The 24,031-nt window shown below is 43.4% G+C and carries 15 protein-coding genes and 1 riboswitch; of the genes, 1 reads left to right on the forward strand and 14 read right to left on the reverse strand.

Annotation, left to right across the window (positions count from 1 at the left end):
* Positions 1–92 precede the first annotated feature (92 nt).
* From AC1DPK_RS06635 to AC1DPK_RS06700, 14 genes are all read right to left on the reverse strand, one after another.
* The gene (locus AC1DPK_RS06635) at positions 93–6,737 is read right to left on the reverse strand and encodes a LamG-like jellyroll fold domain-containing protein (RefSeq protein ID WP_477509728.1); all 6,645 of its coding nucleotides are present in this window, start codon (positions 6,735–6,737) and stop codon (positions 93–95) included.
* Between the two features lie 126 nt (positions 6,738–6,863).
* On the reverse strand, positions 6,864–8,321 hold the full coding sequence (locus AC1DPK_RS06640; protein ID WP_477509729.1) for a leucyl aminopeptidase family protein: 1,458 nt from the start codon (positions 8,319–8,321) through the stop codon (positions 6,864–6,866).
* Between the two features lie 12 nt (positions 8,322–8,333).
* Complete coding sequence (locus AC1DPK_RS06645; protein ID WP_477509730.1) at positions 8,334–11,207, reverse strand: alpha-mannosidase; 2,874 nt, start codon at positions 11,205–11,207, stop codon at positions 8,334–8,336.
* 56 nt (positions 11,208–11,263) lie between these two features.
* Positions 11,264–12,220: a carbohydrate kinase family protein gene (locus AC1DPK_RS06650; protein ID WP_477509731.1), complete on the reverse strand. Its 957-nt coding sequence runs from the start codon at positions 12,218–12,220 to the stop codon at positions 11,264–11,266.
* A 57-nt stretch (positions 12,221–12,277) separates the two neighbouring features.
* Positions 12,278–13,288 carry a LacI family DNA-binding transcriptional regulator gene (locus tag AC1DPK_RS06655; RefSeq protein ID WP_339203046.1) on the reverse strand — a complete coding sequence of 337 codons (1,011 nt, stop codon included), beginning with the start codon at positions 13,286–13,288 and terminating at the stop codon, positions 12,278–12,280.
* A 130-nt stretch (positions 13,289–13,418) separates the two neighbouring features.
* Positions 13,419–14,315, reverse strand: coding sequence for a metallophosphoesterase family protein (locus AC1DPK_RS06660; RefSeq protein WP_477509732.1), 897 nt, complete (start codon positions 14,313–14,315; stop codon positions 13,419–13,421).
* Between the two features lie 25 nt (positions 14,316–14,340).
* Positions 14,341–15,228: a CehA/McbA family metallohydrolase domain-containing protein gene (locus AC1DPK_RS06665; RefSeq protein WP_477509733.1), complete on the reverse strand. Its 888-nt coding sequence runs from the start codon at positions 15,226–15,228 to the stop codon at positions 14,341–14,343.
* 27 nt (positions 15,229–15,255) lie between these two features.
* Complete coding sequence (locus AC1DPK_RS06670) at positions 15,256–16,047, reverse strand: carbohydrate ABC transporter permease (protein WP_477509734.1); 792 nt, start codon at positions 16,045–16,047, stop codon at positions 15,256–15,258.
* Positions 16,048–16,150: 103 nt separating this feature from the next.
* Positions 16,151–17,881 carry an extracellular solute-binding protein gene (locus tag AC1DPK_RS06675; protein WP_477509735.1) on the reverse strand — a complete coding sequence of 577 codons (1,731 nt, stop codon included), beginning with the start codon at positions 17,879–17,881 and terminating at the stop codon, positions 16,151–16,153.
* A 119-nt stretch (positions 17,882–18,000) separates the two neighbouring features.
* Positions 18,001–18,948 carry an ABC transporter permease gene (locus AC1DPK_RS06680; RefSeq protein WP_441875547.1) on the reverse strand — a complete coding sequence of 316 codons (948 nt, stop codon included), beginning with the start codon at positions 18,946–18,948 and terminating at the stop codon, positions 18,001–18,003.
* 377 nt (positions 18,949–19,325) lie between these two features.
* On the reverse strand, positions 19,326–20,036 hold the full coding sequence (locus AC1DPK_RS06685) for a glycerophosphodiester phosphodiesterase (protein ID WP_477509736.1): 711 nt from the start codon (positions 20,034–20,036) through the stop codon (positions 19,326–19,328).
* 44 nt (positions 20,037–20,080) lie between these two features.
* Positions 20,081–20,809, reverse strand: coding sequence for an MgtC/SapB family protein (locus tag AC1DPK_RS06690; protein ID WP_441874948.1), 729 nt, complete (start codon positions 20,807–20,809; stop codon positions 20,081–20,083).
* Positions 20,810–21,115: 306 nt separating this feature from the next.
* Positions 21,116–21,871, reverse strand: coding sequence for an endonuclease/exonuclease/phosphatase family protein (locus AC1DPK_RS06695; RefSeq protein WP_477509737.1), 756 nt, complete (start codon positions 21,869–21,871; stop codon positions 21,116–21,118).
* A gap of 139 nt (positions 21,872–22,010) precedes the next feature.
* Positions 22,011–22,493: a hypothetical protein gene (locus AC1DPK_RS06700; protein WP_477509738.1), complete on the reverse strand. Its 483-nt coding sequence runs from the start codon at positions 22,491–22,493 to the stop codon at positions 22,011–22,013.
* 255 nt (positions 22,494–22,748) lie between these two features.
* Positions 22,749–22,851: riboswitch (purine riboswitch) on the forward strand.
* A gap of 111 nt (positions 22,852–22,962) precedes the next feature.
* Here AC1DPK_RS06700 and AC1DPK_RS06705 point away from each other — a divergent pair.
* Positions 22,963–24,012 carry a Rieske 2Fe-2S domain-containing protein gene (locus AC1DPK_RS06705; protein ID WP_477509739.1) on the forward strand — a complete coding sequence of 350 codons (1,050 nt, stop codon included), beginning with the start codon at positions 22,963–22,965 and terminating at the stop codon, positions 24,010–24,012.
* Positions 24,013–24,031: the final 19 nt, after the last annotated feature.

The raw sequence follows: 24,031 nt of genomic DNA on the forward strand, positions 1-24,031 counted from the left end.
CCCTTTCATTAAACATGAAGTACTGTGCATATTCAGTCCTTGCAAAAAAGGAAAAGCCGCCCTGTTGAGCTCGAGCGGCACTCCCCCATTCATTATTTATTGATCATGTTATACAAGATTACAGCCGATTCTGCTCTAGAAAGTGGAGCCAGCGGAAGAATGGAATTCCCATTTCCTTTGACAATTCCATTTTCAATCAACGAAGTCAAGCTTTCCATCGCATAGCTCGCAACTTTTGCTTTGTCGTTAAAACGATCCAGCCCAGCTGACGTGCCTTCGTTCAGCTTCATACCGGCAGCCTTCATCGATTTGTGGAGTAGAGCGAACGCGTCCTGCCTCGTAATCGGTTGTAGCGGATTAAATTTATTGTCTCCGCTGCCATTAGTGATGCCAAGCTTTTTGGCGATCATCACTTCATTATAATAATAAGAAGATAAACTGACGTCATCGAAATTCGTATCGATTGGAGCAGTTAATTCAAGCGCCTTAACAAGCAGAACGATAAAGTCCGCCCTTGTTATAGTGGCTGAAGGATTGTATTTTGTTACAGACGTGCCATTAATAATCCCTTTGGATGCCAGTACTTCAATTTTCTTTTTAGCCCATTTCACATTCTCGAGATCATCGAATGTTTTATGAACAAACTTGATCGCATATTTGCTGAAATGACTCGTCGTAAAAGCAACCGTTTTTGTAGATGGCTCATATTTGCTGTTCGGTACTGTGATCGCTTTACCAATGTTATTAATGTACCCTGCTACAATTTGCTCCGAATCGGCTAACTCGGCATCTGATGGTGTATACGGAACTGAAATTTTCACTCGAGCCTGTGGATTGCTCCAAGCAACCTTAGCTCCATCGACATACACATCAACCTCAATAATTGGTCTATCGCCAATCTGTTCCTGTAAAGCTGGATCAAGCGATGTTTTATCTACGCTCGCAATAACTAGCGCAACCGTCTTCGCTCCGGACAAATCCTGTCCGCTTAGCATATTGGCAGGTATCGTTATTGTTCCAATTGCAGTCGTTATCTCGATCAAATGCGTCGCTAGATCAGAATGGAGTGCTGCTTTCGGAAGCTCAACGACATACGCTTTTGCTTTATCCGCTTTCTGCACCTCGACTTTAACCGTTTTGACACCATCATCATCAGCTGAAGATGTGCTAAGCGCTTTGTTCCAGTCTCGCTCTTCAACCACGGCCTTTGCTTCTCCCGTTCTAGCATCAACTTTAGGCACTAAGTTAATTAAACCTTTGTCGTTTGTCACGTCGGGAGTGACGACATCAACGACATCATTTTTTGCAAAACGAAATCTGCTGCTGAAATCAAATGGAATGTTGTACATATCTCCGGGACCAATCAAGAATTTCGTGTCCAGGTATGAACGCTCCCCTACCGGAATGCTATCAACATATGGCGAGAACGACTTCACACGAATCTCCTTTGACTTTTCATCAAATTCAAAAAAAGATGTCCAACCGTTGCCGCCAGCGATATCCGATTGATAGTCAGTTAACACTTGCAAGACTTCATTTCCATTAGCCTTCTTCTTCACATTCAGACCAGCACCGCTATTATGTCCGCCTACCATCATGAATACTTGATCATAATTCTCGACAAGGTCTCTCCAAAATAAGCTGCCCTGACCGCCTTCGCTCACTTGACCATTGTCATCGATTTTCATAATATTATGCGAGAAAATGACGGTTGGCATTTTCGGGTTCTCATTAAGCACCGTTTTTGCCCAGTCTCTTTCTTTTGTATTACTCGAATTGTTCCCCACTGAGTCTACCGCAAGGAACATATACTTGTAGCTGCCGGCTGTTATGATCGAGTAGGTGCTTAATCCCGAAAGCGAAGCGCCCTTGAAATGTTCCGTACCAGCAAATCTATTGGGACCCATGGTGTCCAGATAGCCAGAGCCATTCAAATCGTGATTGCCGCGAGTAACAATGTATGGCACGTTAGCTTGATCTAAAATCTTATAGGCCTTATCGGCGGAAGCCCATTCCTTGGCTGCACTGCTTTGCGTCGTGTCGCCAACATTTACCGTCATCGCGATATTCTTGCTAACATAATTGTCTGCAATAAACTGCAGCTGCTTCTCAAGAATTTCCGGTTTGGATTGCACCACATACTGTGGATCTGGAATGATCGCAAACGTATACGTATCTTGTGCAAACATCGGAAGATCATTATTAGTCCCATAATTTACCTTATATTTGAACTCCGTTTTAATGAATTGGTCCTTCTCCAATGCTTTACTAGAGACCCTAATATGTTTGATTTTTCCTAAAAAGAGGCTGTCTGGCGCTCTATCCCATTCATAAGCTCCGACATTCCACCCCATGCCCGCTTCGGCTGCGATTCCATTAATGATTTCGTCCGTTTGAGGATTGCGAATGGATTCTACACCATTTACGAATAAAATTGTCTTCGAGCCATCATTCACAATCGCAACGTGTGTGTAGTCATCTGACTGAGCCCATGCTTTAACAGCTGAAAGTGAGTTCGACCAGTTCGATTGGAGTTCGTTCGAGCTCGAGTTCCCATGCGTACTCGCCCATTGAACTTCGCGAATGCTTGAAATGGATAGCGTTGATAGCGGCTCCTGTTCCCCTGGATCAAATGTGTTATTCCCTTGGCGAGTCAATATCCCCATCCAGTCATTAATATTGGTGCCAAGCTTAAATTCTGCTTCAATCGTAAAACCTTTATCGAAAGTTTTCGTATTGATTGGGGCGCCTTCTACTGTAGTCAAATATTGGCCATTTATTTTCTCATTTGCAAAATCAAGAGCACCGTCTTCAGTAAATGACAGCCTATTGTCTCCCGGAGTTCCAGCAACGGCCATTTTAAGATCATTGCCCATGCCGCTCCTATCTTTTATAACCAAATTGCCTGCTTCGATAGATGTTCCGGGCTGCACATTTGCTTCGGAAAACACCCAATCAGCAATTACGGAATCATTAGGATTCTCAGGATCAGTGCCAGGTATTTCACCTAAAGTCAGTTCAATAGGCTCAGCTGCATCTTGTTCGTTGTACAGCTCAAATTCGCTGATCGCATATTTATGATCGGCATTTAAATTCGCTGCCCATAGCAGCAAATAAATGCCTTTCAACCCCTTATAACCTTCACCGTAATATTCCTTATAATTGGGAAGATCAATGGTTACACTCTCGTAAATGTCTGGACTGTCTGTCTGCCATGTCGGCTTATAGGCTTTAGCATTAAGCTCCTGCCATGTGGTGCCATTTACAGAAGTTTCAGTATCGATGACGGTTATACCTTGCTGCTGTGCATTATTGACGACAAGAACTAGTTTATTAAAATCTTGAAGATTATCGTCGTCCCATTGCAGCATAATCCGATGCGCAGGATTAAACTCACCTTTTGGGTTCAGGTTTGTAATAGCAGCACTTTGGAAATACGTCTCCTCATCCCCGTCAGCAAACTTGAGCGGAGAATGCTCACTTGAGTTATCGTAATCGTTTCTAATTAAGTTAGCTGGCTCTCCATCTTTATTCAAATATGTGGCACTTACAACCGTAGCTTCAAGCGCTACATTTTTGTTTCGTTTTACCGTTAGCGTATAGGTTTTTGTTGTCATGCCATCCGCTGCTTTGGTAACGAATACGATCTTACTATTGCCCATCGGCAGCTTCGCTGTAATCTTCTGTCCGCTGATGACTGGAATATCGTTAACTGTCATTGTGCCTTTTTTGTTTTTCAGCCGTGGCTGAATCGTAATGGCATCTACTTTTGTATTAACCCTTGTTGTATAATCGTATATTTCGCTATTAAAAACAATGTTCTCTTTTCCTCCACTAACGACTAACTCCGACAATGACGCTTCGCTGTTTGCGTCCAACACCGTTATTGTACTTTTAGCCACAAATCGTCCGTCTAATGTTCTGGCCGAAATCTCAGCCGAGCCCGGTAATTTCGCAAATACCTTACCGCTCTGATCCACGGCAGCTGCATCAGCGTTGCTGCTGAACCATTCATATGCTTTGTTCGTTGCATTGCTTGGTAAGATCTCAGCAGTCAACTTCATCGTTTCATTCGTATAGAGCGTTCCGGTTGAGGGGGAAACCTTAATGCCAGTTACAGGAACAACGTCACTAGTAACCGTGATGCTAGTGGACGCCTTTTTGTTGCCATCAACACTAATTGCCGTAATAACTGCTTTCCCTCCAGCTATCGCATTTACTTTTCCATTGCTGTCTACGGTCGCGATCTGCTCATTCGATGTGTACCAATCTACACTCTTTTCGGTCGCTCCTGCTGGTAAAACAACCGCTTCTATTGCTTCCGTTTCTCCTGCATCCATTGTAAGTGTCTCTGGAAGGCTTAAAGCATTCGCAGCAATGTAGTCAAGATTTACTTTTGTTTTATCCAATTGGAATAAATCCGCTACTCCCCCGTTAAGGACGACTTCTAGTTGATAGAGGTTTCCGCCAATTGGCGTCAATTCAACAGGTTCCAGATCTCCTGTAAGTCTACTTACTCTCTTAATCGCATCCTTATTGTATTTTGCTAGATTTAATTGCACCGTTATCGTCTGTTCCGTCTCTGCACCCTCTCCGTGCTGCTCCACCGTTTTACCGTTACCTGATGTCAGTCCATTCATGACCATAAAATATTCCATGTCTGTGGAGTTGAAAAACGACTCTGTATCTGGCAGAGGTTCAAAAAAACCAAGCATTACATCGCCATTAAGTCCACCATGAACGCTGGAGTTTTTCGAAACTACACTTCTTAAATAAGGATGCTTTAGCTGAGTATTCTTATCGAATATTGGTGTTTCTCTAGGCGTTAGGTTTTTAACGATTCTTCCGTTCGAATCCTTATGTTGCCCCGGCAAAATAGAGACATCTGTGCTATTGAGCCGTACAAGATGCGGTCCAAGGTTGCTTATTTGCCTTGCCATTTCGGCATATTGCTCATATTGCTTTGTAGGTTTACCATCCTTGTCAAAAAACAAGAAAGTGTTGCTGTCATACTCCCAGCGGAACATGCTGAGCCATTTGCCGCCCATCGTCAATGTGGCGAACGGAACGCCGTATATTTGAGATTCAGTTATAATATATGGACCTACATCTGCAGGAATCTCACCTGTCTTGAAGCCAAGCAAATATTGCCCGAAAGCGATCGGACTTTGCCCGGTTCCGTCATAGCCCTTAAGTGCAATCGTTCTTTGGTCATTAATGTTATTGACGATTGTTGTAAATAGATTGTTGTCCGAGCCTCTCGTTGAGAATAAATAATCGTCGAATGTGAGCAGGTCAGGTTCGGCCGTACGAATGTACGTTTCATAATCGTCCCTTTGCCATTGACGCGATTGTTGGTTGCTGTGAGCGAGGACATCCGGATAAAGTTTGTGGCTTAGCTTGAACCACTCCGTAAAGGTTTTCAAGATCCCTTCGTTGTAGTTTTCTTCATCTCCAAATGATATCGTAATCAGCTTATCTACATTAGTTTTTTGCGCATCACTCAAAAATCCCGTCATATCTTTTTCTTTCGGACCGCCTCCCAAGCCATCTCCGAATGCCCCTTTTACAAACGACCATTGTGCTTCTGGCATCTGGTTATGGAACATTTGGTTATAGCCCGGATATTCGTAATAGGTAGCCGTAGTAAAATGACTGTTTTTCCATTCCTCTGCACTAGCGTATTTCCGACCTGATTGATCCGTTGTCATCCACGTCTGCATTTGCAGCCCTTTATCAATCAAAACTCTGCTCGCGCGAGATAACGTTTTTGGTGGAATAACAGTTACAGTCCTCACTTTGGTAACCGAATCTCCTGCTTGGTTAGATACCGTATAGTTCACTTTGTAGATGCCGCCTTTACTCGTATCGACAAGACCAGTCGTTTGAATATCGGCCGTAATATCTCCGTCCTTTGAATCGGATGCTTGTGCTCCGTTCTCCACATAGGTATCGTTCAAAGATAAACTCAATTCCGAATGACCGTTTAACGAAATAATAGGCCAATTAAAACCCGGAACCTGTTTCATTTCCTCATCTGTCAGAGCCTTGTCATAAATTTCGAATTCGTCGATGAGCCCCGGCCACGCATTTGTCACTTCCGGCTCTCGGTCAGCTCCAATCCGAAAATCACCACTATTCGATACTAATAACGTATCGTCCGTAGCAGCTTCGAACGCACCATTGACATAAAGCTTAACCTGGTCACCCTCTCTGCTAAGGGCAACATGGTACCACTTTTTAGGCTCAATTAATGTTGCTCCGATCGTCGTTTTTCCGCCAAGAGAGGATTGTAATCTACCATCAGCTCTGCGTGATAGCAGCGTTTCTCCGCCCTCACCTTGCTGCTGAACAATGACAACGTCTCTGTTTGTATAGGTTGAATTGAAATTGACAAGCAGGCTCATAGAGAAATCGCTGCCTGTATTTATTAAATTCTGATTCGGTACAGTGGCGTAACTAAGATAACCATTTAACAATAAGGCTTTTCCTACCTTTCCGCTTCCTATTGCAGCATCGGTAAGGATAGCATTATTCCGCTTCAACGTGTCCGGAGATATTCCCTCCTTCGACACTTCATCAAATTTCCATTCACCAACTAAACCGGAAATCGTCGTAGGTTGACTGCTATCATCAGCATAAGCAATAGCATGAGGAAAACCGATACTGATACAGCTAATCCATAAACTCATAACCAAAACCATGCTAACCAATCTCTTATTTCTCATAAGCAACATAAATAACCTCCTACATTCATTTGATAGAATAATAAATTCAACGCTCACCCACTTGTTGTTTAATGTTATATATGTATTTGTTTGCGTTTACAAAAAAATAAATAAAGAGGAGGATTACCCTCCTTTTTATCTCGACATCACAAACGAAGCCAACATTCTCGCGCCGAAGCCGGTCGCACCGATAGCCTGCTGGCCACTTGCGGAGGATGAATCTTTGGGACCATTCATGTCGATATGTGCCCATTTCAATGAAGGATGGACAAACTTGCGTAAGAACAGTGCCGCTGAAATCGCACCTCCCCCATCACCGCTGCTAATGTTGCAGACATCGGCATATGTGCTATCCAAATACGATTCGTATTCATCTACCAATGGCAGCTGCCATACTTTCTCGCCAAACGGCTCACCTGCATTTTTACACAACCCCACCAACTCGTCGTCGCCGAGGATACCTGCAATCTTCGTTCCTAGTGCGCCTACGACAGCGTAAGTTAACGTTGCCATATCGATCGCTTCCACTGCCCCTATTCGATGAGCATGGATCAACGCATCAGCCAGTATGAGTCGGCCTTCCGAATCGGTATTGCCTACTTGAACGGTTAGGCCATTCGCATATCGGATTACATCACTCGGTAGTAAGCTGTTCCCTGATATAACATTCTCTGCAGTCGGCACCAACACCGCTATGTTGGCGGACGCACCGCACTTAACGACGATATCCAGCGCCCCAAGCACACCTGCCGCACCGGCCATATCCATCCTCATACTGCTAATATCGTAATCTTTTTTAAGGCTGATTCCTCCGGTGTCGAACGTAATTCCTTTGCCAATTAGAGCTGTAAGCGGCTTTGACTCATCCGTACAATAGCGAAGTTCGATAAAAGCAGGCGCATATACGCTTCCTTTACCAACCGCTATTACGCCGGCAAAACCTTGCCTCTCCAACTCCTCGCCAGTGTAGACATTAATCTCCACACCCGTTCCGGCAAAACGCTCCATCACTTTGTCCATAAGTTCTAACGGGCGCAAATAGTTGGCTGGCTCATTCGCAAGATCGCGCGCCCAGATCGTACCTTCAGCATGAATTTCCCCTTGGCGAATAGCCTCCTGGATCTGCAAACCGGTCTGTCCATCGAAAGAAAGGATCGGGATTTCCAGCTTATCTGACTTCGTCTTATATTTATCGAAGGAATACGTACCCAGTTTCCAACCTTCCACCCATGCCGAGATAGCTTCTGCTTCTTGATCGGATGCTATATTGGCATCCCACAGCGCTTGAAAAGAAACATGCACACGACCACATTTCTCTTTGGCTGCTGCTCTTCCCGTGTTGCCGGCTGCTTCCCTAATCCGAACAGGGTGAATTAGCGAGGCGTCACCCATACCTACGATAACAACATCCGGTTGTCCTAGACGACCATAGAACCACGTTATTGCATCTTTGGCGCCCATATGCGGTCTCAATACTGACACATCGAACAGATGCCGGACTCGCGGCAGATCCAGAATCCGTTCTACATTTTGTTCATAAACCGGATAAATTAAGGTTTGTGTAGTCTTTTCTGCTTGCTGATCGATACTCACCGGACAACCCTCCTATTGTTCAAATTCAATACATAGGCTCGCGACGCCAAAAGCCATAACCTCAAAACCTATTTGTGATTCATTAATGAATACTTCCCCCTCAACTAGAGGACATTCTAACGTATCGACAAAATAAGCTTTGCTCACTTTGCGGCATAACTCCAGCTTTACCGAGGATGTGTTTCCTTCGGTTTCATACACGCGAATAATCCATCGATTAACAGCTTGATCGCTCTCAGGCATCTTGATCGCAGAGATTGCAATCGTTCCTTCAATTAATTGCAAGAAGCTTTGTGTTGTTGGCCAATCTCCATTACTTGCAGCCGCTGAGATGTATTGGAGCGGAAGATGATAATGGGAGGATTGTTCAATCAATTGCTGGTTTTTAGAAGCATCAACTACACAAATACTTAAACGAATGCGATGAACCCCTGTATTCGGATAAGCATCCGGGCCATATGAGCCCCGCAGCAGTGTGACGGAAAGGGCTCGATCCATACCTCGGAATCCATATTTACAATCCGATAGAAGCATAATTGCTCTACCCTTCTCATGGTTCGAAGGAACCCCGAGAGCCCAACTGTTGGCAGGTACGTCTAAGTCGAGTGAAGGACGTTCAATTGTACCGAAAGCCATATTGTATCGATAGGATTCGCTTTCATAACCAAAAGGCGCATAAAACTGTAACTGCGGCGTAAATTCCTTTTCATTGCCGTATTCATGCCAATCACATTCCACATTGTAATCGAGCCTGCTGCTGCCCTGATCCAGAGATACCGTAACTTGCAATTTCGATCTTCGAAACGGGACGCTGAACGTAATGGATTGCCTCAGCAGCTTGCTGCCTAATTCACTGCTTTCGATTTTGATGCCTTCAGTGAGCTCTTCAATTTTGCGGTATCGGCCTACCAGCCATGCATTGCCACCTCCTTGAAAAGTATCCTCTTCGATGAATCGGAATACGCCTGCGGGTCGACTGCTATCGATGAACTGCTGACCATTCTCTTTATTGATTAATGAGATAATCGTAAGCTTTCGCACATCTAGGACTGCCTTTAAAAGCTCGTTCTCCAACACAAACGTATACAGTTCCACAGGAGGAAGGTTTTGACCCGTGAGATAGAAATCATTTGCCGTAAGCGCTGCCATATCCCCCGCTTTTTCCGTCATGATATAGGTGCTGTATCCTAATGCTGGGACATTTACTGGCAGTAATATACGCAAGAAAAAGTGCCCCCAATGCTCGGCAAATCCACGATCCACAAATTGAAAATCAAGTGAATTTCCCTCGTCGTCTTCGAAACCGATGCTTTGGATATTTCCATCCCAATCCCAAATCGTAATCTCGGCTAATTCTTTACGTGCGGTAGTAGCACTATTGAACACATTAAATATCCGTGTTTTCCCGCGTCCGCGGTCACTTTCACCCGTTCGAAACTGATGCTTAATGCTGACACCGACTCCAGCGCCTGCTCCTTCGGAAAAGCTTTCTTTCAGGTCCTCGCCCTCAACAAGAAAACGTGACGTATCGATGCGCGCAGCAAGACTGCGCATAGCAGCGCTTCGTTTGCTATTAGCCATGGCGGATATTTCTTGGAACGCTCCAAGTGCATGATCACGCGTTTCTGGAATGCCTGTTCCCGGCAAAATATCGTGAAATTGATTAAACAAAGTTTTTCTCCAAGCTTCTTCTAATTGCTTGCCATAATACTTGGATGAAGTCCACAACGCGGACACACTAGACAATGCTTCCGCTTCATACAACAGGTTTTCCGAAACTCGGTTCGCTTGTTTCAAACGTGCTTCCGAGCTGTAGCACCCTGTAAAAATAAAGTTCAGCTCGTTTTGCACAATCGGGAGTTGATCGGCTATTTGCTCTGTTAACGCGAAGTATTCTGCATACTTTCCGAAGCGAATGGTCGGAAAAATCGGCCATTCCTTCATATCAAGTATGCGCTCTATGTCACGCCGCGTCGGACCGCCGCCATGATCACCTACCCCATATACTTTCATCATCGTATTCAAGCCTGTTTTCTGGCAAAACTCCGGCACCGTAAGCACCATTTCACCCTCAATGCGGGAATCGTACCAATGCGGCTCTTTATATGCGATAACCGATCTCCCTGAGGGCGCCATCCAGCGATAGAGGTGATGTCCCTCATGGTTATGACCGCGGCAATAGTAATAATATTTGATGCCCGCGTGATGCAAAGATTCCGGCACATTAAGCGCATGACCGAAAGTGTCCGGCTCAAAATCGATTTGCAAATCATCCAACTGCAATCCGAACAAATGTGTAAGATAGTTTTTGGCATATAAGAACTGCCGAGTCATACTTTCACCGCTTGGCATGTTCTTATCCGCTTCAACCCATGTTGATGCCGTTACTTCCCATCGTCCTTCTTGCACACGAACTTTGATTTCTTCTAGCATTTCAGGATCATAGGTTTCAACAATATGATAGGCAGCTGCTTGTGAATGGGAAAAGCGAAAATCAGGATACTCCTGCAGCAGATCCAGCATTGTACGGAACGTATTAAGAGTCGCGGATACCGTCTCATCCCAGCCCCAAAGAAAGTTCATATCCAAGTGGGCATGAGCAGCACAAATCAAATGGTACGACTTCGCTGCTGCTGCCATTTCAGACAACCGCTGCTCTGCACTGCGAACCGTTTGCTCCCCGATGATGCCTTCTTGATCTAATGTATTCAGCAGATCGATAACAACGGGATCGATCAGATCATCATACTGACCTCCCATCACCTTTGAAACTCGATTAGCATATTCCAATTCCGCAACGATGCGTTTGCCCCATTGCCCTTCCGACACACGAGTTTTCAGCTTTACGAGATTTGCGTTCAGTTTCTCGACTTGTATGATGTCCACTCTCCTAAAACCCGCTTATAGTCTCATACATAAACCATCACTATGAATCATTAGATTCATAGTGTGGTTTCCAGCGTTTCTTTTGTTTCACCAATTCGATCTGCGATAAATTTCTCTAGCAGCTGTATGTTTGTCGTCCCTGTATTTCCACCATATTCGCTTACAGACATTGCGCCGCAAGCATTTCCATATATCAAACATTCCTCTGGATTTTTCCCTGCCAAATATCCATAAATATAACCGGCATTAAAAGAATCACCCGCTCCAGTCGTGTCGACGACTCGGACGGAGAAGCTCGAACGATAGGACTGCTGCCCGCCTACCGATGTCACCGCACCTTTCGAACCCAATTTGAGCACGATATGGCTGCTGTGTTTAGAAAGAACTTCAAGACTTTCCTCTACCGTTGTACAACCGGTATAGTGTATAGCTTCGGTTTCGTTCATGAAGAAAACGTCGATATGCTTCATTAGTTCAAAAATGCCAGGGTACCATTCCCCAGTGTCATCCCACCCCATATCAATAGAGGTCGTTACGTTTAGTGCTTTAAGCTTTTTTACCGTTTCCAAAAATTCAGCATGATTGCGGCTTCCCTTATAACAAGTCAAATGAACATGACGTCCTAATAAAACACTATTCATGTCAAGCTGCTGCAAGCTTAGCTCGGCGTTTGAACCAGCATACGTTATAAAAGAACGATCATTTTCCGGATTAATTGCAATGGATATTCCTGTATTGCTGCTGCTCTTTTTAATATATCTGGTATCGATTCCATACCGAGAAAATTGATCTTTTATAAGCTGACCAAATCCGTCCTCACCTAGAACTCCGTTAAAGGCAACCTTCAAACCTAGCTTGGCTGTTGCCAAACTAAACAAAGCTGCCCCTCCGCCGACGTGGATGGTCATATTTTGAACAAATACCTCTTGTCCGGGTGCTGGCAGCTCGTTGCAGCCCTCAACAACTAAATCAATATTCGCGTCTCCAATCACGATGACATCGTAATTTTTCAATGGTGCCTCATCTCCATCTATTTCCGATATGCACTGATGTGCTGTGCTCTCTAATCCTTATGAATCTCTTCTTATACAGCTTTCACGGACAACTAGTTTATGCTCCAAGATAATATCCTCGGTTGACGTTTCCTTATTCGTAATCTGTTTCAACAGCGCTGCCATCGTCACTTTGCCCATGTCTTGAATAGGCTGCTCCATTGAGGTTAACCTCGGACGGGCAAGCTCGGTCAGTTGACTTCCGTCAAAGCCCATAATGGAAATATCCTCTGGAACTCGAAGGTTATGATCCCAAATGCAGTTCATCGCTCCAACAGCCATATCATCACTTACGGCAAATACAGCCGTAGGCGTTTGTTTATTGCGAAGAATATCCTTCATTTGCTCGTATCCGCTTTTCACTTTATAATCACCGAACCGGATATTTTCATATATGATTTTAATGGAATGGTCTGACAATGCATTTCGATATCCGCTATACCGGTTTTGTCCCGATGTAATATCACGCATGTCGCCGCCGATAAACCCGATTTCCTCATGGCCAAGCTCAATCAAATATTTTGTCGCATCGTAAGCAGCTTTGTAGTCATCAATAATTACAGAAGCGAACTCCTGGTCCATCGGTTTAACACTAGAAAAAATAACGGGAATGTTCATCTTATGAATCAAAGCACGAATTTCCTCATTAATTTTCTCATGCATAATAATGATGCCTTCTACTCGCATTTCCTGAAACACATTGATATACTTTAATTCTTTATCTATATCCTCGATGATATTGCATACCAAAAGGTTATAATCATTAGTGCTAGCCGCCTCTTCGATGCTGCTTAAAATTGTCGAATAGAAGCTTGAGGTAAGATCTGGCACAATTACCCCAATGAGATTCGTTTTGTTGCGTACCAAGCTTCGGGCGATATGGCTCGGAGCGTATCCCAATTGATCGATGGCTTGATTCACCTTTTCCTTGAGATCGTCTTTCACATACCTCTCGCCATTTAGCACTCTGGACACAGTCGTAACCGAAACTCCTGCTACCCGGGCCACATCTTTGATTTTTGGTTGCACATTATTCACCCTTCGTGGAAGTATATTTCGTTCATATATTAGAATTATATAAGATATACTTCGACTTCGACAAACTTTCTCATCATTTATTCTTTAATATCATTCAGCCGCGAGACAATTCCTTATCAGCTTAGTTCAATTTCGCTATTTCTATCCGTGTATCGAACTCCCGTTTTCCTTCGAATAACGTAATGATTCTTGCTCCGCGCTCAAGCTCTCCGTATGTGTTGAAGCCCGTGGCACGTCCATAACACAATCGGATGCCATGAAGCTCTCCTACGTAATCATTATCATGATCATGTCCGGCAAAAGTCCCCATGACATCACCCTGCTCCAGCATTGCCGTGAATAAACCGCTGTTCAACTTCGGACAGCAGACCTCCTCGCCTTTATTGCCTATACTTTTGCCTTCCTGCCAGACTTGCTCATATTCCGGTATTGGAATATGGAAAAAAGCGAGTCCAGGCAATGCGCTGCCATTCTTCTGAGCAAGCTTTTTCGATTCGCTGCAGTACCAGTGAACCTGATCTGGATGTATCCATTCATATCCACCAACGGACTCAGGTGCTGAATCTCCGGAATCAAAAAAGTACAGAACAGCCGTATCTTCTTCACTCGCAGAACCCGCTACAGTAAGAGCATAATTCCCAACTCCATGGATGTCCTTAGGACCATCCTCAGATAAGTTATTACTATATTCCTTTAAAACTTCATTCAATCGCTGACGAGTAATACCTGTCTCTGAATCATGATTGCCATAAATGACAGCGAACGGAATGGCAGACTGGACAACATCCGCAATCGCACGGCGAAATGCTGCTTCTTGATCCTCTGTATCATAGCTGGATATGACATCGCCAGTAAGGACGATCAAATCGGGCTTCTGCGACGCAATCAGCTGCTGAATAACAGCTAACGTTTGAACATCCTTTTCAGGTTCAATTCCATTCTTGATATGCATATCGGTAAATTGAATGATCGTAAATGTCCCGTCTGATCGGAATCTTAACTTGTTGTGCTCCACCATAACTCCTCCTCGACCTAAGAGCTGATTAATCTTCAATAAATAATGGCTGAGAAAAAGCTGAATACCCGCCTTCCAAATAAACGGCTATACGGACGTATTTTTCGTCTCCTTTACACTCATATTCAGCTTGCTTGATTCGTCCTGTTGTTTCTTTAAGCACCTGTCCGTCTTTACCGAAAAACGTGACGTATTTGTACATTTTATCAAGCAAATCATTAGAGCGAAGATCAACAACAACCTTGTTGCCTTCTACACTGATCGCATCAAACCCATACCCCGTTGATACATAAAAGTTACCTTCTTTAATCGCATCAATGATAGCATCGTTCGTATTTGCCTTAGCTCTAACCACGTTCCAAGCGCGTTTTTCTTGTCCATATACGTGCGAGTCGTCATTTCCGAAGCCCCACACTTTACGACCCGCGGATAGAAGAGCATCCCACTTGTCAAACGCGATATCATACTCTGGATTGCCGTCCCCGTTATAGACTTCAACCCCAAGATAACGTTCCATCTTAAACATATCTTCTAGTTCCCAAAAATTCGAGAAATACCGATTCGGATGCACAAGCACTGCAAATCCATCGTTCGTCGTTGTTAGATCCACAAAGCGTTGATAGTTCTCAATCGTAAATGCATTGCTGTAGTTTTCCATAATCATTTGCGGCGGTTTCACGAGCAGCATATGTGTTTGCCGACTGCTTACTTCTATGGCTTCGAAAACATTCGGTATCTCTCTTTTGCCTTCGTGTTTCGTAATTTTATCGTGGTCAGAAATACCGAGAAAATCGTATCCACCGTACATTTTGTAAACCGTTTCGAGCGAAAACCAACCATCGCTGTTCGTCGTGTGATTATGAAAGCTTCCTTTAAACCAAGTCCCCAACTCTACGTATGGATTCACTATTTTCATTTTTCCCCCATCCTCTCCTAGGCTGATTTACTCTTTAATCGATCCGATCATAATACCCTTGGTAAAATAGCGCTGCACAAATGGATAGATAAGAATAATCGGCGTGACGACGATAATGATCGTTGCCATTTTAAGCGAGTTTCCTGTAACCTGCATTTTTTCGATCAAATCGTATCTAAGTCCGGCAGCCTGATTGAGCGTATCCCGCATCGCTTCCGCACTCATCAACATTTCTTGTAGAAGCGTGGACAGCGGGCGCAAAGACGATTTTCGAATATAAAATGCACCAGTGAACCAATCGTTCCAATGGCCAACGGCGTTAAACAAGCCAATAACCGCTATAACCGGCCGACTGAGCGGCATAATGACGCGCAAGAAAATCGAAAAGTCGTTATACCCATCAATTCGCGCCGATTCTTCCAAACTCGGATGGATTTGTTGAAAAAATGTTCGCATTATGATGATGTTCCATACGCTATATAAGCTTGGAATGACGTAAACCCAAATATTATTCGTCAAATGAATGGACTTAAGCAGCATGTAATAGGGAATGATTCCCCCTCCAAACAACATGGTGAAGAAAATGATCATCATAATGTATTTTCCGCCAGGCAATGTTTTGCTCTTTAATGCATAAGCCCAAATCCTCGGCCAGAAGTAAATGCCGCCTCTTTCCGCGTCTTTACCGGGATTAAAAGCAAGTGCAAAAATATTAAAAAAAGGTAGAATGATCGATAAACACAGCGCGATTAGAAGCAAGTAGTTAATGACTCTGAAAATTCTTTCACCCGTGCTGAGCTTATAAAATTCGTTTCCCACTTTCTCCCTCCTCCGTTGAAGGAAAGGCGTTTTTACCCAGGTGCGGATAAAATCGCCTTGCCTCTTCCACTAATTTTCTGCTTCTAAATGTTGAACCTAGTCTCTAATCGTTCAGGTTTACGTCCGTTTTTGGATCGGCATCTTTTTCTGCGAGAAGCTTCAAATAATCGTCCAATCCTGCTGATTTCAATTGTTTCAAGTTGCTTTCCAACATTTTCTTAGCTTCATCAAGACTCTTGCCGTAATAAGCGCGGATCAAAGTTTCATTGTAAGCGTCCAAAGCCGCTTTAAGTTCTGAAGATCTATCAAATTCACCAAGGAACGCGGTAGGTACGTAGCTGTCAATGATCTTCGCATTTTTGTACTTTTCCTCAAAGTTCCAATATTCGATTAGTTTTAGAGCACCGTTATTGTCTTCTTTTTTCAATTTGTCGCCATATTGCATTTCCCCGAAATCAGCCAAGTTATCGGTGTCCGTGCCGCCTAGAATATCGCCCCATGAGTTGCCGACGCCTTGGAAGCCGAGCTTTTTCGCTTCGTTCGGATCTGTTGCTTTCAGATCCAACACTTCTTGTTTCACAAGTGGAAAACCGTCTGCGCCGAGCGTATAATCGCGGCCCTCCAAACCGTATTTCCAAATAAGTTTTCCTTCCTTACTAGCTAAGTAGTCCGCAAATTTAACAATCTCTTGCGGGTTTTTCGTTGTAGTTGGGATCGCCCAAGCGCTGTAGCCGGACTTAAAGCTAACTTGCATTTGGTAAGGCCCGTCTACGTTGTTAATTGGTCCAAGCGGTAGGTAATGCATATCTTGGTTGAACTCTTGATAGTTGTGGGCATCACCGATAATCGCCCATGAGCCATTCAAAGCGCCCTCTGTTGCGCGGCTTTCGTCTATCGTAAAGTACTCGGGATGAATAAGCTTTTCTTTAAGCAGCTTTTGGAAATACTCTACTTTCTTCATAGGATATTCGGTTTCTGCTTCATGAAGGATTTGACCGTCTTTCGATTTTTTGATTCGCTGGTCGTCTTCGCCCCACTGCAGATCCTTGAAAGCGGCTGAAACATCTTTACCTCCCCAAAATGATGGACCGATTGGAATCACTGGACTACCATTGTTGTCTTTGAAGTTACCGGTTTTAATTTTCTTAGCCAGCTCATACACTTCATCCGACGTCTTGATTGTGCGCGGGTCGATTCCTAGTGAGTCAGCAATATCTTTACGGATATAAGCGCCGCCTACGTATTTGTTAGATAGATAACCGCCTTGTCGATTGATATTCATATGAACGAAATAAGAAGAGCCGTTAAACTCAGGACGGAACATAACGCCGTATTTCGTATCAAGCGGCAAATAGTCATCTTGCAAATATTTGCTGTACACTTTCGTATCTTTCATAAGCGGAGTCAAATCAGTGAACATACCTTCGCGCGCCGCTTTCAAGACAACAGGCATTTCCGGTCTACCACTGTTATTGAGGTAGAAAGCAACGAAATCCGGCAAGTCGTTTGCAGCGATGCCTGCAATCAAGCCATCGATGGATTTTTCGGCTTTCATGATTTCAATTTCAAAGTCGATCCCCGTTTGCTCCTTTATTTTCGCTTTAATTTCCGGGTTCATATCTTCTGTGTAATCGTCGGTACCCATGAATACAAGACCTTTGATTTTACGATCAGCAATCCATGTAGCCGGTTTCCCTTCTGTTGTAGGTGAAACCTCATCTGTCCCGCCAGGAGCAGGTGTTTCATTATTGTTCTTGTTGCCATTCGAGCAGCCGGCGATCAGCATCGCTGTCACCAAAGGTATTGCGAAATACTTTGCCCATTTCTTACTCATGCGATTGTTCCCCTTTTCTAAAATGATTTTATGAAACACGCCAGAAGACGTCTCCCACCAAGTGGATGGTCATGCAAACCTTTTCGCATAGCAACTATGGTAACGTTATCAGAATTAAGCTACCATAAGGATGTTTCAGAAACCTTTCGGGAAACTCGGTTCGCGAATACAACCAAGATCAATCCAATTAATCCTTGCAGCATGCCCACGGCTGTCGCGTATCCGTACTGACCGCCTTGCAAGCCAACTCGGATAATGTAAGTGTCCAAAATATCAGAGAGCGGTGCATTACCCGGTGTTTTGAGCAAATAAATCTGGTCGAACCCGGCGGATAATATACTGCCCAGAGACAATATAAAGAGGATTACAATTGTCGGTGTGATGGACGGCAGCGTAATATTCCAAACCTCTCGGAATTTGCTTGCCCCATCAATTTTAGCCGCTTCGTACATTTCGGGATTAATTCCTGAGATCGCTGCGACATAGATGATCGAATCCCAACCAATAGACTTCCATACATGGCTTCCGAACATAATCTGGTAGAAGTAATCCGAATCCATCATAAAGAATGTACTTCCGTCGCCGCCCATATTCGTTATTACCTGATTCAACAAGCCAGTATCAGGAGCGAGTATACGTTGAACTAAGCCGATGACGACAACCCACGAGAGGAAATGCGGCAAATACAGCAAGCTCTGAGAAACATTTTTGAACCATTTTGAGCGAACTTCATTAAACATAAGTGCAAGAATAATCGGAAACGGCAAGTATAGAAACAATTTCATACAACTTATGATGAGTGTGTTTTTAATCAACTCTCCGCTTTGATAGGAATTAAAAAATTGCTTGAAATAATCCAAGCCAACCCATGGGCTTCCTAAGATGCCCTCATTGAACTTGTATTCCTTGAAGGCTAACAACAAGCCGGCCATCGGAATATAGTTGAAAATGATGAAGAAAACAACACATGGCAACAACATGAAATATAAATATTTGTGAGCCAACATTTTTCTCCATAAAACGATACCACTGTTTTTTCGCTTCATTGGTACGGTCATTTGCTTCATAAGTTGAAAGTCACCTTCTTTCTGATTACTGTCTGGAAGCGATACCATATAAAATTTCAATTACATAAATTTTAACCAATCACCCTCTTATCCGAGTAACAGTTTTTCATCCTAGACCGATTGTATTAACAAAAACTTGTTTCTTAAACCATTATTTGTTATCTATAGGTAAATATTTTGTTAAGATTCATTCACTCATTGGTATCAAGAGCTGCAACAAAATTCACCTTCTTCCATGTTGACTATGAGCGTCTTAATCTGAAACTGCTTTTTCTGGAAGCGATACCATGAAGATTAAAATAAAGTGCGCCTCTTAAAGTAAGCGCTTACCATGAACGGATTATACCAAACTTTTTTTCAATTGGCTACAGTTAATTTCATTCTTTTTTAAGTGCGATTAGATCCATGGGTGAACGTGTAGTAATGGCGTCAACTTTCATCCTCAGAAACCATTCCATTGCTGACCGAAAGTTCACAGTATAAACCCATACCTTCAAACCTAAAGCGTGCGCTCGAATTACGATTGGCGGAAGACAAGTAAAGCCATTCATATTGAGCCCTGCGTATCCAGCTTGCTTAGCTTCCCTGCATACGGCCTCCGCGAAGTCGCCATATCGCTCCATTTGTTCCAAAGTCAAATCGTCCGGCGTATTCAGCATGACTTGAATATCCGGGTATCTTACCGTAATGTTATCGGAACATCCTGTAATGAAAACCCGTTTTTGCGCTTTAAACTGGTGAATAAGCCCTACCGTCGGATCAATAGCTTCTACTGTTTTTATATCCAAATTCAATTTGATTCCTAGCGAAGCCGAAAGCTGAAGCACTTGTTCCAACGTCGCAATTTCATGATCTTTATAAATCGGATCGAGCAGCGGCCGTATATCCGGATTATTCAACTGTTCGAAGGTGTGTGAGTGAAGATAAGGTGAATCATCATGCAGAAGGATTGCAATACCATCTTGGGTTATGCGTACATCGACTTCTACGATATCTGCGCCGAATTTAATGCCTTCTTCAAATGATGCCATTGTGTTATCCGGATAAACACCACATCCCGTATGGGCTGCTACCATCGTGTTATGCATGCCATGCCTCCTCTTTCTAAAATTAAAATGATTCCGCTTTCAAATTAGGCGGAGACGCCTTCCGTTTCCAAGCTTAGTACCCCATCCATATGAGCTAACGCTGCGATAGATACCTCATAGTTTTTTATTTTCTTTAATTTCAACTGAATGCGAATCGTTAAATGCCGATCACTTAGCCGCTCCTCCTCTTCGTCGTTGTTTATCGTGAGCTTGCTGATTTGCAGTCCGCTTTGATTCAAATGCATCAAAACAAGATTAAGACCAGCTGATGTTTTATCCATTTTTATTAACAACTCGCGTACTTTTTTCGTTCGGGAGAAAAGTTTCTCAACCTTGTTCAATAAAAACAAACTCACCACCACCAAGAAGGTCGCTATGACAGCGCCGTAGTAAAATCCTGCACCAGCAGAAAGTCCAATTGCTGCCGATACCCACAATGAGGCTGCCGTAGTCAATCCGGAAACACCAAACCCATTTCGCATAATGGTACCCGCACCGAGAAAACCGACGCCACTGATTACTTGCGCTGCCAACCGAGCTGGATCTAAACGAACATTCGGTTCTGCGGCGAAATCAGAAAATCCATACATGGATAACAGTACAATGACAGCCGAACCAAGACAAACCAAAATGTGCGTCCGGAAACCCGCGGAATGTCCGCCAAGCTCACGTTCTAGACCAATCAAACCGCCAAGTACTAAAGCCAATAATAGTCTTAGCGTCATCTCAAATAAACTAATTTGCCATACAGTCGGATCATATTGGAGATCCATCGTGTTCCACTTCACCTCCTATGCGCTGGTATCGATATTAGTTTTGAATAACCACTCATCATCGGGTAGCTGGATAAATGGTATTATTTACACTACAAGATTTCCATCTTTTTCTCAACTGATTTTTCTCAAGCTTACCGAGGCGTTTAATAAGAACCCTAGAATAATTTGTCTGTTAGCAAATGTAACACCACCTATCAAATTAGACCAGTCTTCTATTTCAACTGATGATTTCCTAGCGAGCGATATAAAAAAAGAATGGATTTTGGCAGTTTCCTGTCCATCCACTCTTTTATTGTTCGTATGCTATACCTGCAGAGTAGCAATAATTGGATAATGATCTGATGGGTATTTGCCATCGTACTTGCCCTTGTCGACATTCGCTGACACGATCCGAATATTCGGCGTAACGAATATATAATCGATCGGCTCACCTTCTTCGCCGCCCTCAAAACCATGATAAGTGCAGCCGGGATGTACATCAGGATTGGTGTATGTATGACGCAGCCCTGCTTGGATCAGAGTTTGAATCGTTTTGGTTTCCGGTTCACAATTGAAATCACCTGTTAGAATCGCCGATGCTCCACTGGTAATATTCATCTTATCCAAGATGAGCATAGCTCCATTTATTCTTGCTTCCTCACTTATGTGATCCAGATGTGTATTCAGAATCAGATATTCCTGCCCGTCGATTTGCCCCAGCCTCACCCAAGTGCAAATGCGTGGACAAGCGGTGTTCCAGCTTTGAAAGCCAAGCTGCTCCGGCCGTTCAGACAATCCGAATGTGCCGCTTTCGACTGGCTTCAGCCTATCTTTCTGGAAGAAAATCGCGCAAAACTCCCCCTCTTCGCCGCCGAGTCTGCCCTCCCCGATCCATTCATATTCGGGAAGCAGCGCATTCAAGCTCTCCAGCATGGGCAAGCTTCCTTCTTGCGTGCATACAACGGCAGCTCCAGACGCTTTAATCGCTTCTGCAGCCGCTTCGACACGGTTAGGCCAAGCATTTTCCCCATCCTCCGCAACATGGATACGAAGATTAAATGACATAATTAATAATTCCATAATGATCCCTCCTAACATGAATGTAAGATAAGCATATGGCGAGTTGACGGGATAATCAACCCATAGACAATGTAGCATCATGTCCATAATAAACTCATGTCCCAAAAGCAATGCGCAATTAAGCTTTCATGACGCCGCTTTACAGGTTTATTTTTTTACTAATATAGAGCCACTTTTTATAGTCTTCCTTTATTTGTTCTTGTGATTTCCCAAGTATACTGCTTCTATTGTAGGGTCTATTTAATTCTAATATTTTTAATGCGTCATTCAATGAATAGTCATTACTATAAAGTGGATCACTTATAATGGGATAAATTTTTGAGAGTAATTCGTCAGCATATTGCCTTAATATTTCCGCTGCTGAACCATACCTATTTTCTTGAATGCCTGATTCCATCATTAAATGCCATAGCTGTTCAAAGTCGCATTCAGGCAATCTAACAAACCCCGTCTCATTTCCCCAACCGAAATCATATAGATCTCGTTGAACCCATAAAGAATTATCCTTTGGACAAATATAGAAGCCGTTTTCAGCACTCCTTTTTAATCCAAACTCTTTAGGTGTTGATTTATCGAATCTAAAACTCATCAAAAAATATTGCTGTAGAGGGTCTGCTTTCACTATGTTTTTCCTCCGTTTAACAGCATTTTTTTAAACAAATCGTGCTTTCTTTCAGCTTAATCTTATTCTCAATCCAATTAATAATATATTGCTATTAAAGGACTAGGAATGCAAGATAGCTATTGAAATAAATATGCTGGCGACCTTTTTTGGCTGAACATAAACTGGAATGGCTCTGCTTAGAATAACTCCTTAAATAACAGAATTGACAAAAAGCTTCTTCCAGAATAGAATAAACACATAGTTCATGTTAAGTAATCTAACATGAACTTCTCTTGTATAAGCTCATAAATTGGTGTGAGCGTCTCGACCAGGCAACCGTAAATTGCCCCAGGCTACAAGAGGCCGTTAGTGAAGATACTCTAATTTTTTCATTTCAGAAAAATTAGATCTATTTCACTACGCGCCTCTTAAGCCTGGGGTTTTATTGCGTTCAGCCTAATCATTCATTCTAAAGGAGCGATTGTGTATGAATAAGCCAAACTCGCATGTTGAATCCGCATTGCAATACCCTCGTGATTGTACATTTACACTAAATGATTGGAATGTTCTTTCTCAGTTCTGGTATCCTGTGGCCATTGCTGAAGAAGTAACAAATAAACCAGTTGCTGTGAAGCTGCTTGATGTAAAGCTCGTTTGTTACCGCAGCAGCTACGGCAAAGTCGTGATTGCTCGTGATCTCTGCTTTCACCGTGGAGCACCTCTGAGCAAGGGTTGGATTGAAAACGATGAAATCGTATGTCCTTACCATGGGTTTCGATATAACTGCGATGGGGTATGCACTGCCGTTCCAGCCCATTCTGACTCCAAAATATCGCCCAAACTAAAATTAATCATGTATCCGGTTATTGAAAGGTATGGGCTGATCTGGACATCTTTAGCCGCTGTAGACGAACAAATTCCGCCGTTCTCTGGGTGGGACGATCCGGATTTTATTAATATATTACCTCCTAGCTTTGATATTGCTGGTTCGGCAGGACGCCAAATGGAAGGTTTTTTAGATGTTTCTCATTTTGCATACGTGCATACGGAGACGTTCGGAGACCGCAATAACACAGAAGTTCCACAATACAAAGTAACGCGCGACGGGAATCAGCTTCAGGCGGACTATTGGAGCACCGTCAGCAATTACGGTAAAGGCCAGGAAAATCCCGCTCCTGAAGGATTCATGTGGCTTCGCGCGTTTCGTGTATTTGCACCTTTCGCGGCCTCACTAACTGTACATTTCCCAAATGACGGAAAGCTCATGATTTTGAACTGCGCATCTCCAGTCTCAGCACGTTACACTCGTTTATTTTGTCCAATCTCACGGAATTTTGATAAAGAGCTTCCGATTGAAGATACGATTAAATTTAATTTGCAAGTTTTTCAGGAAGATCGAGAAATGGTTGAATCCCAAACACCAGAAGATTTACCCCTCGATTTGATGGCCGAAGCCCATATTCCAGCTGATCGTACTTCAATTGCCTATAGGCAGTTGCTTACACAGCTTGGCCTTGGAAGAACCTACACATCTTAAGATTTAAGATTATAGCTGA

This window comes from Paenibacillus sp. 01T424, from assembly GCF_056398745.1.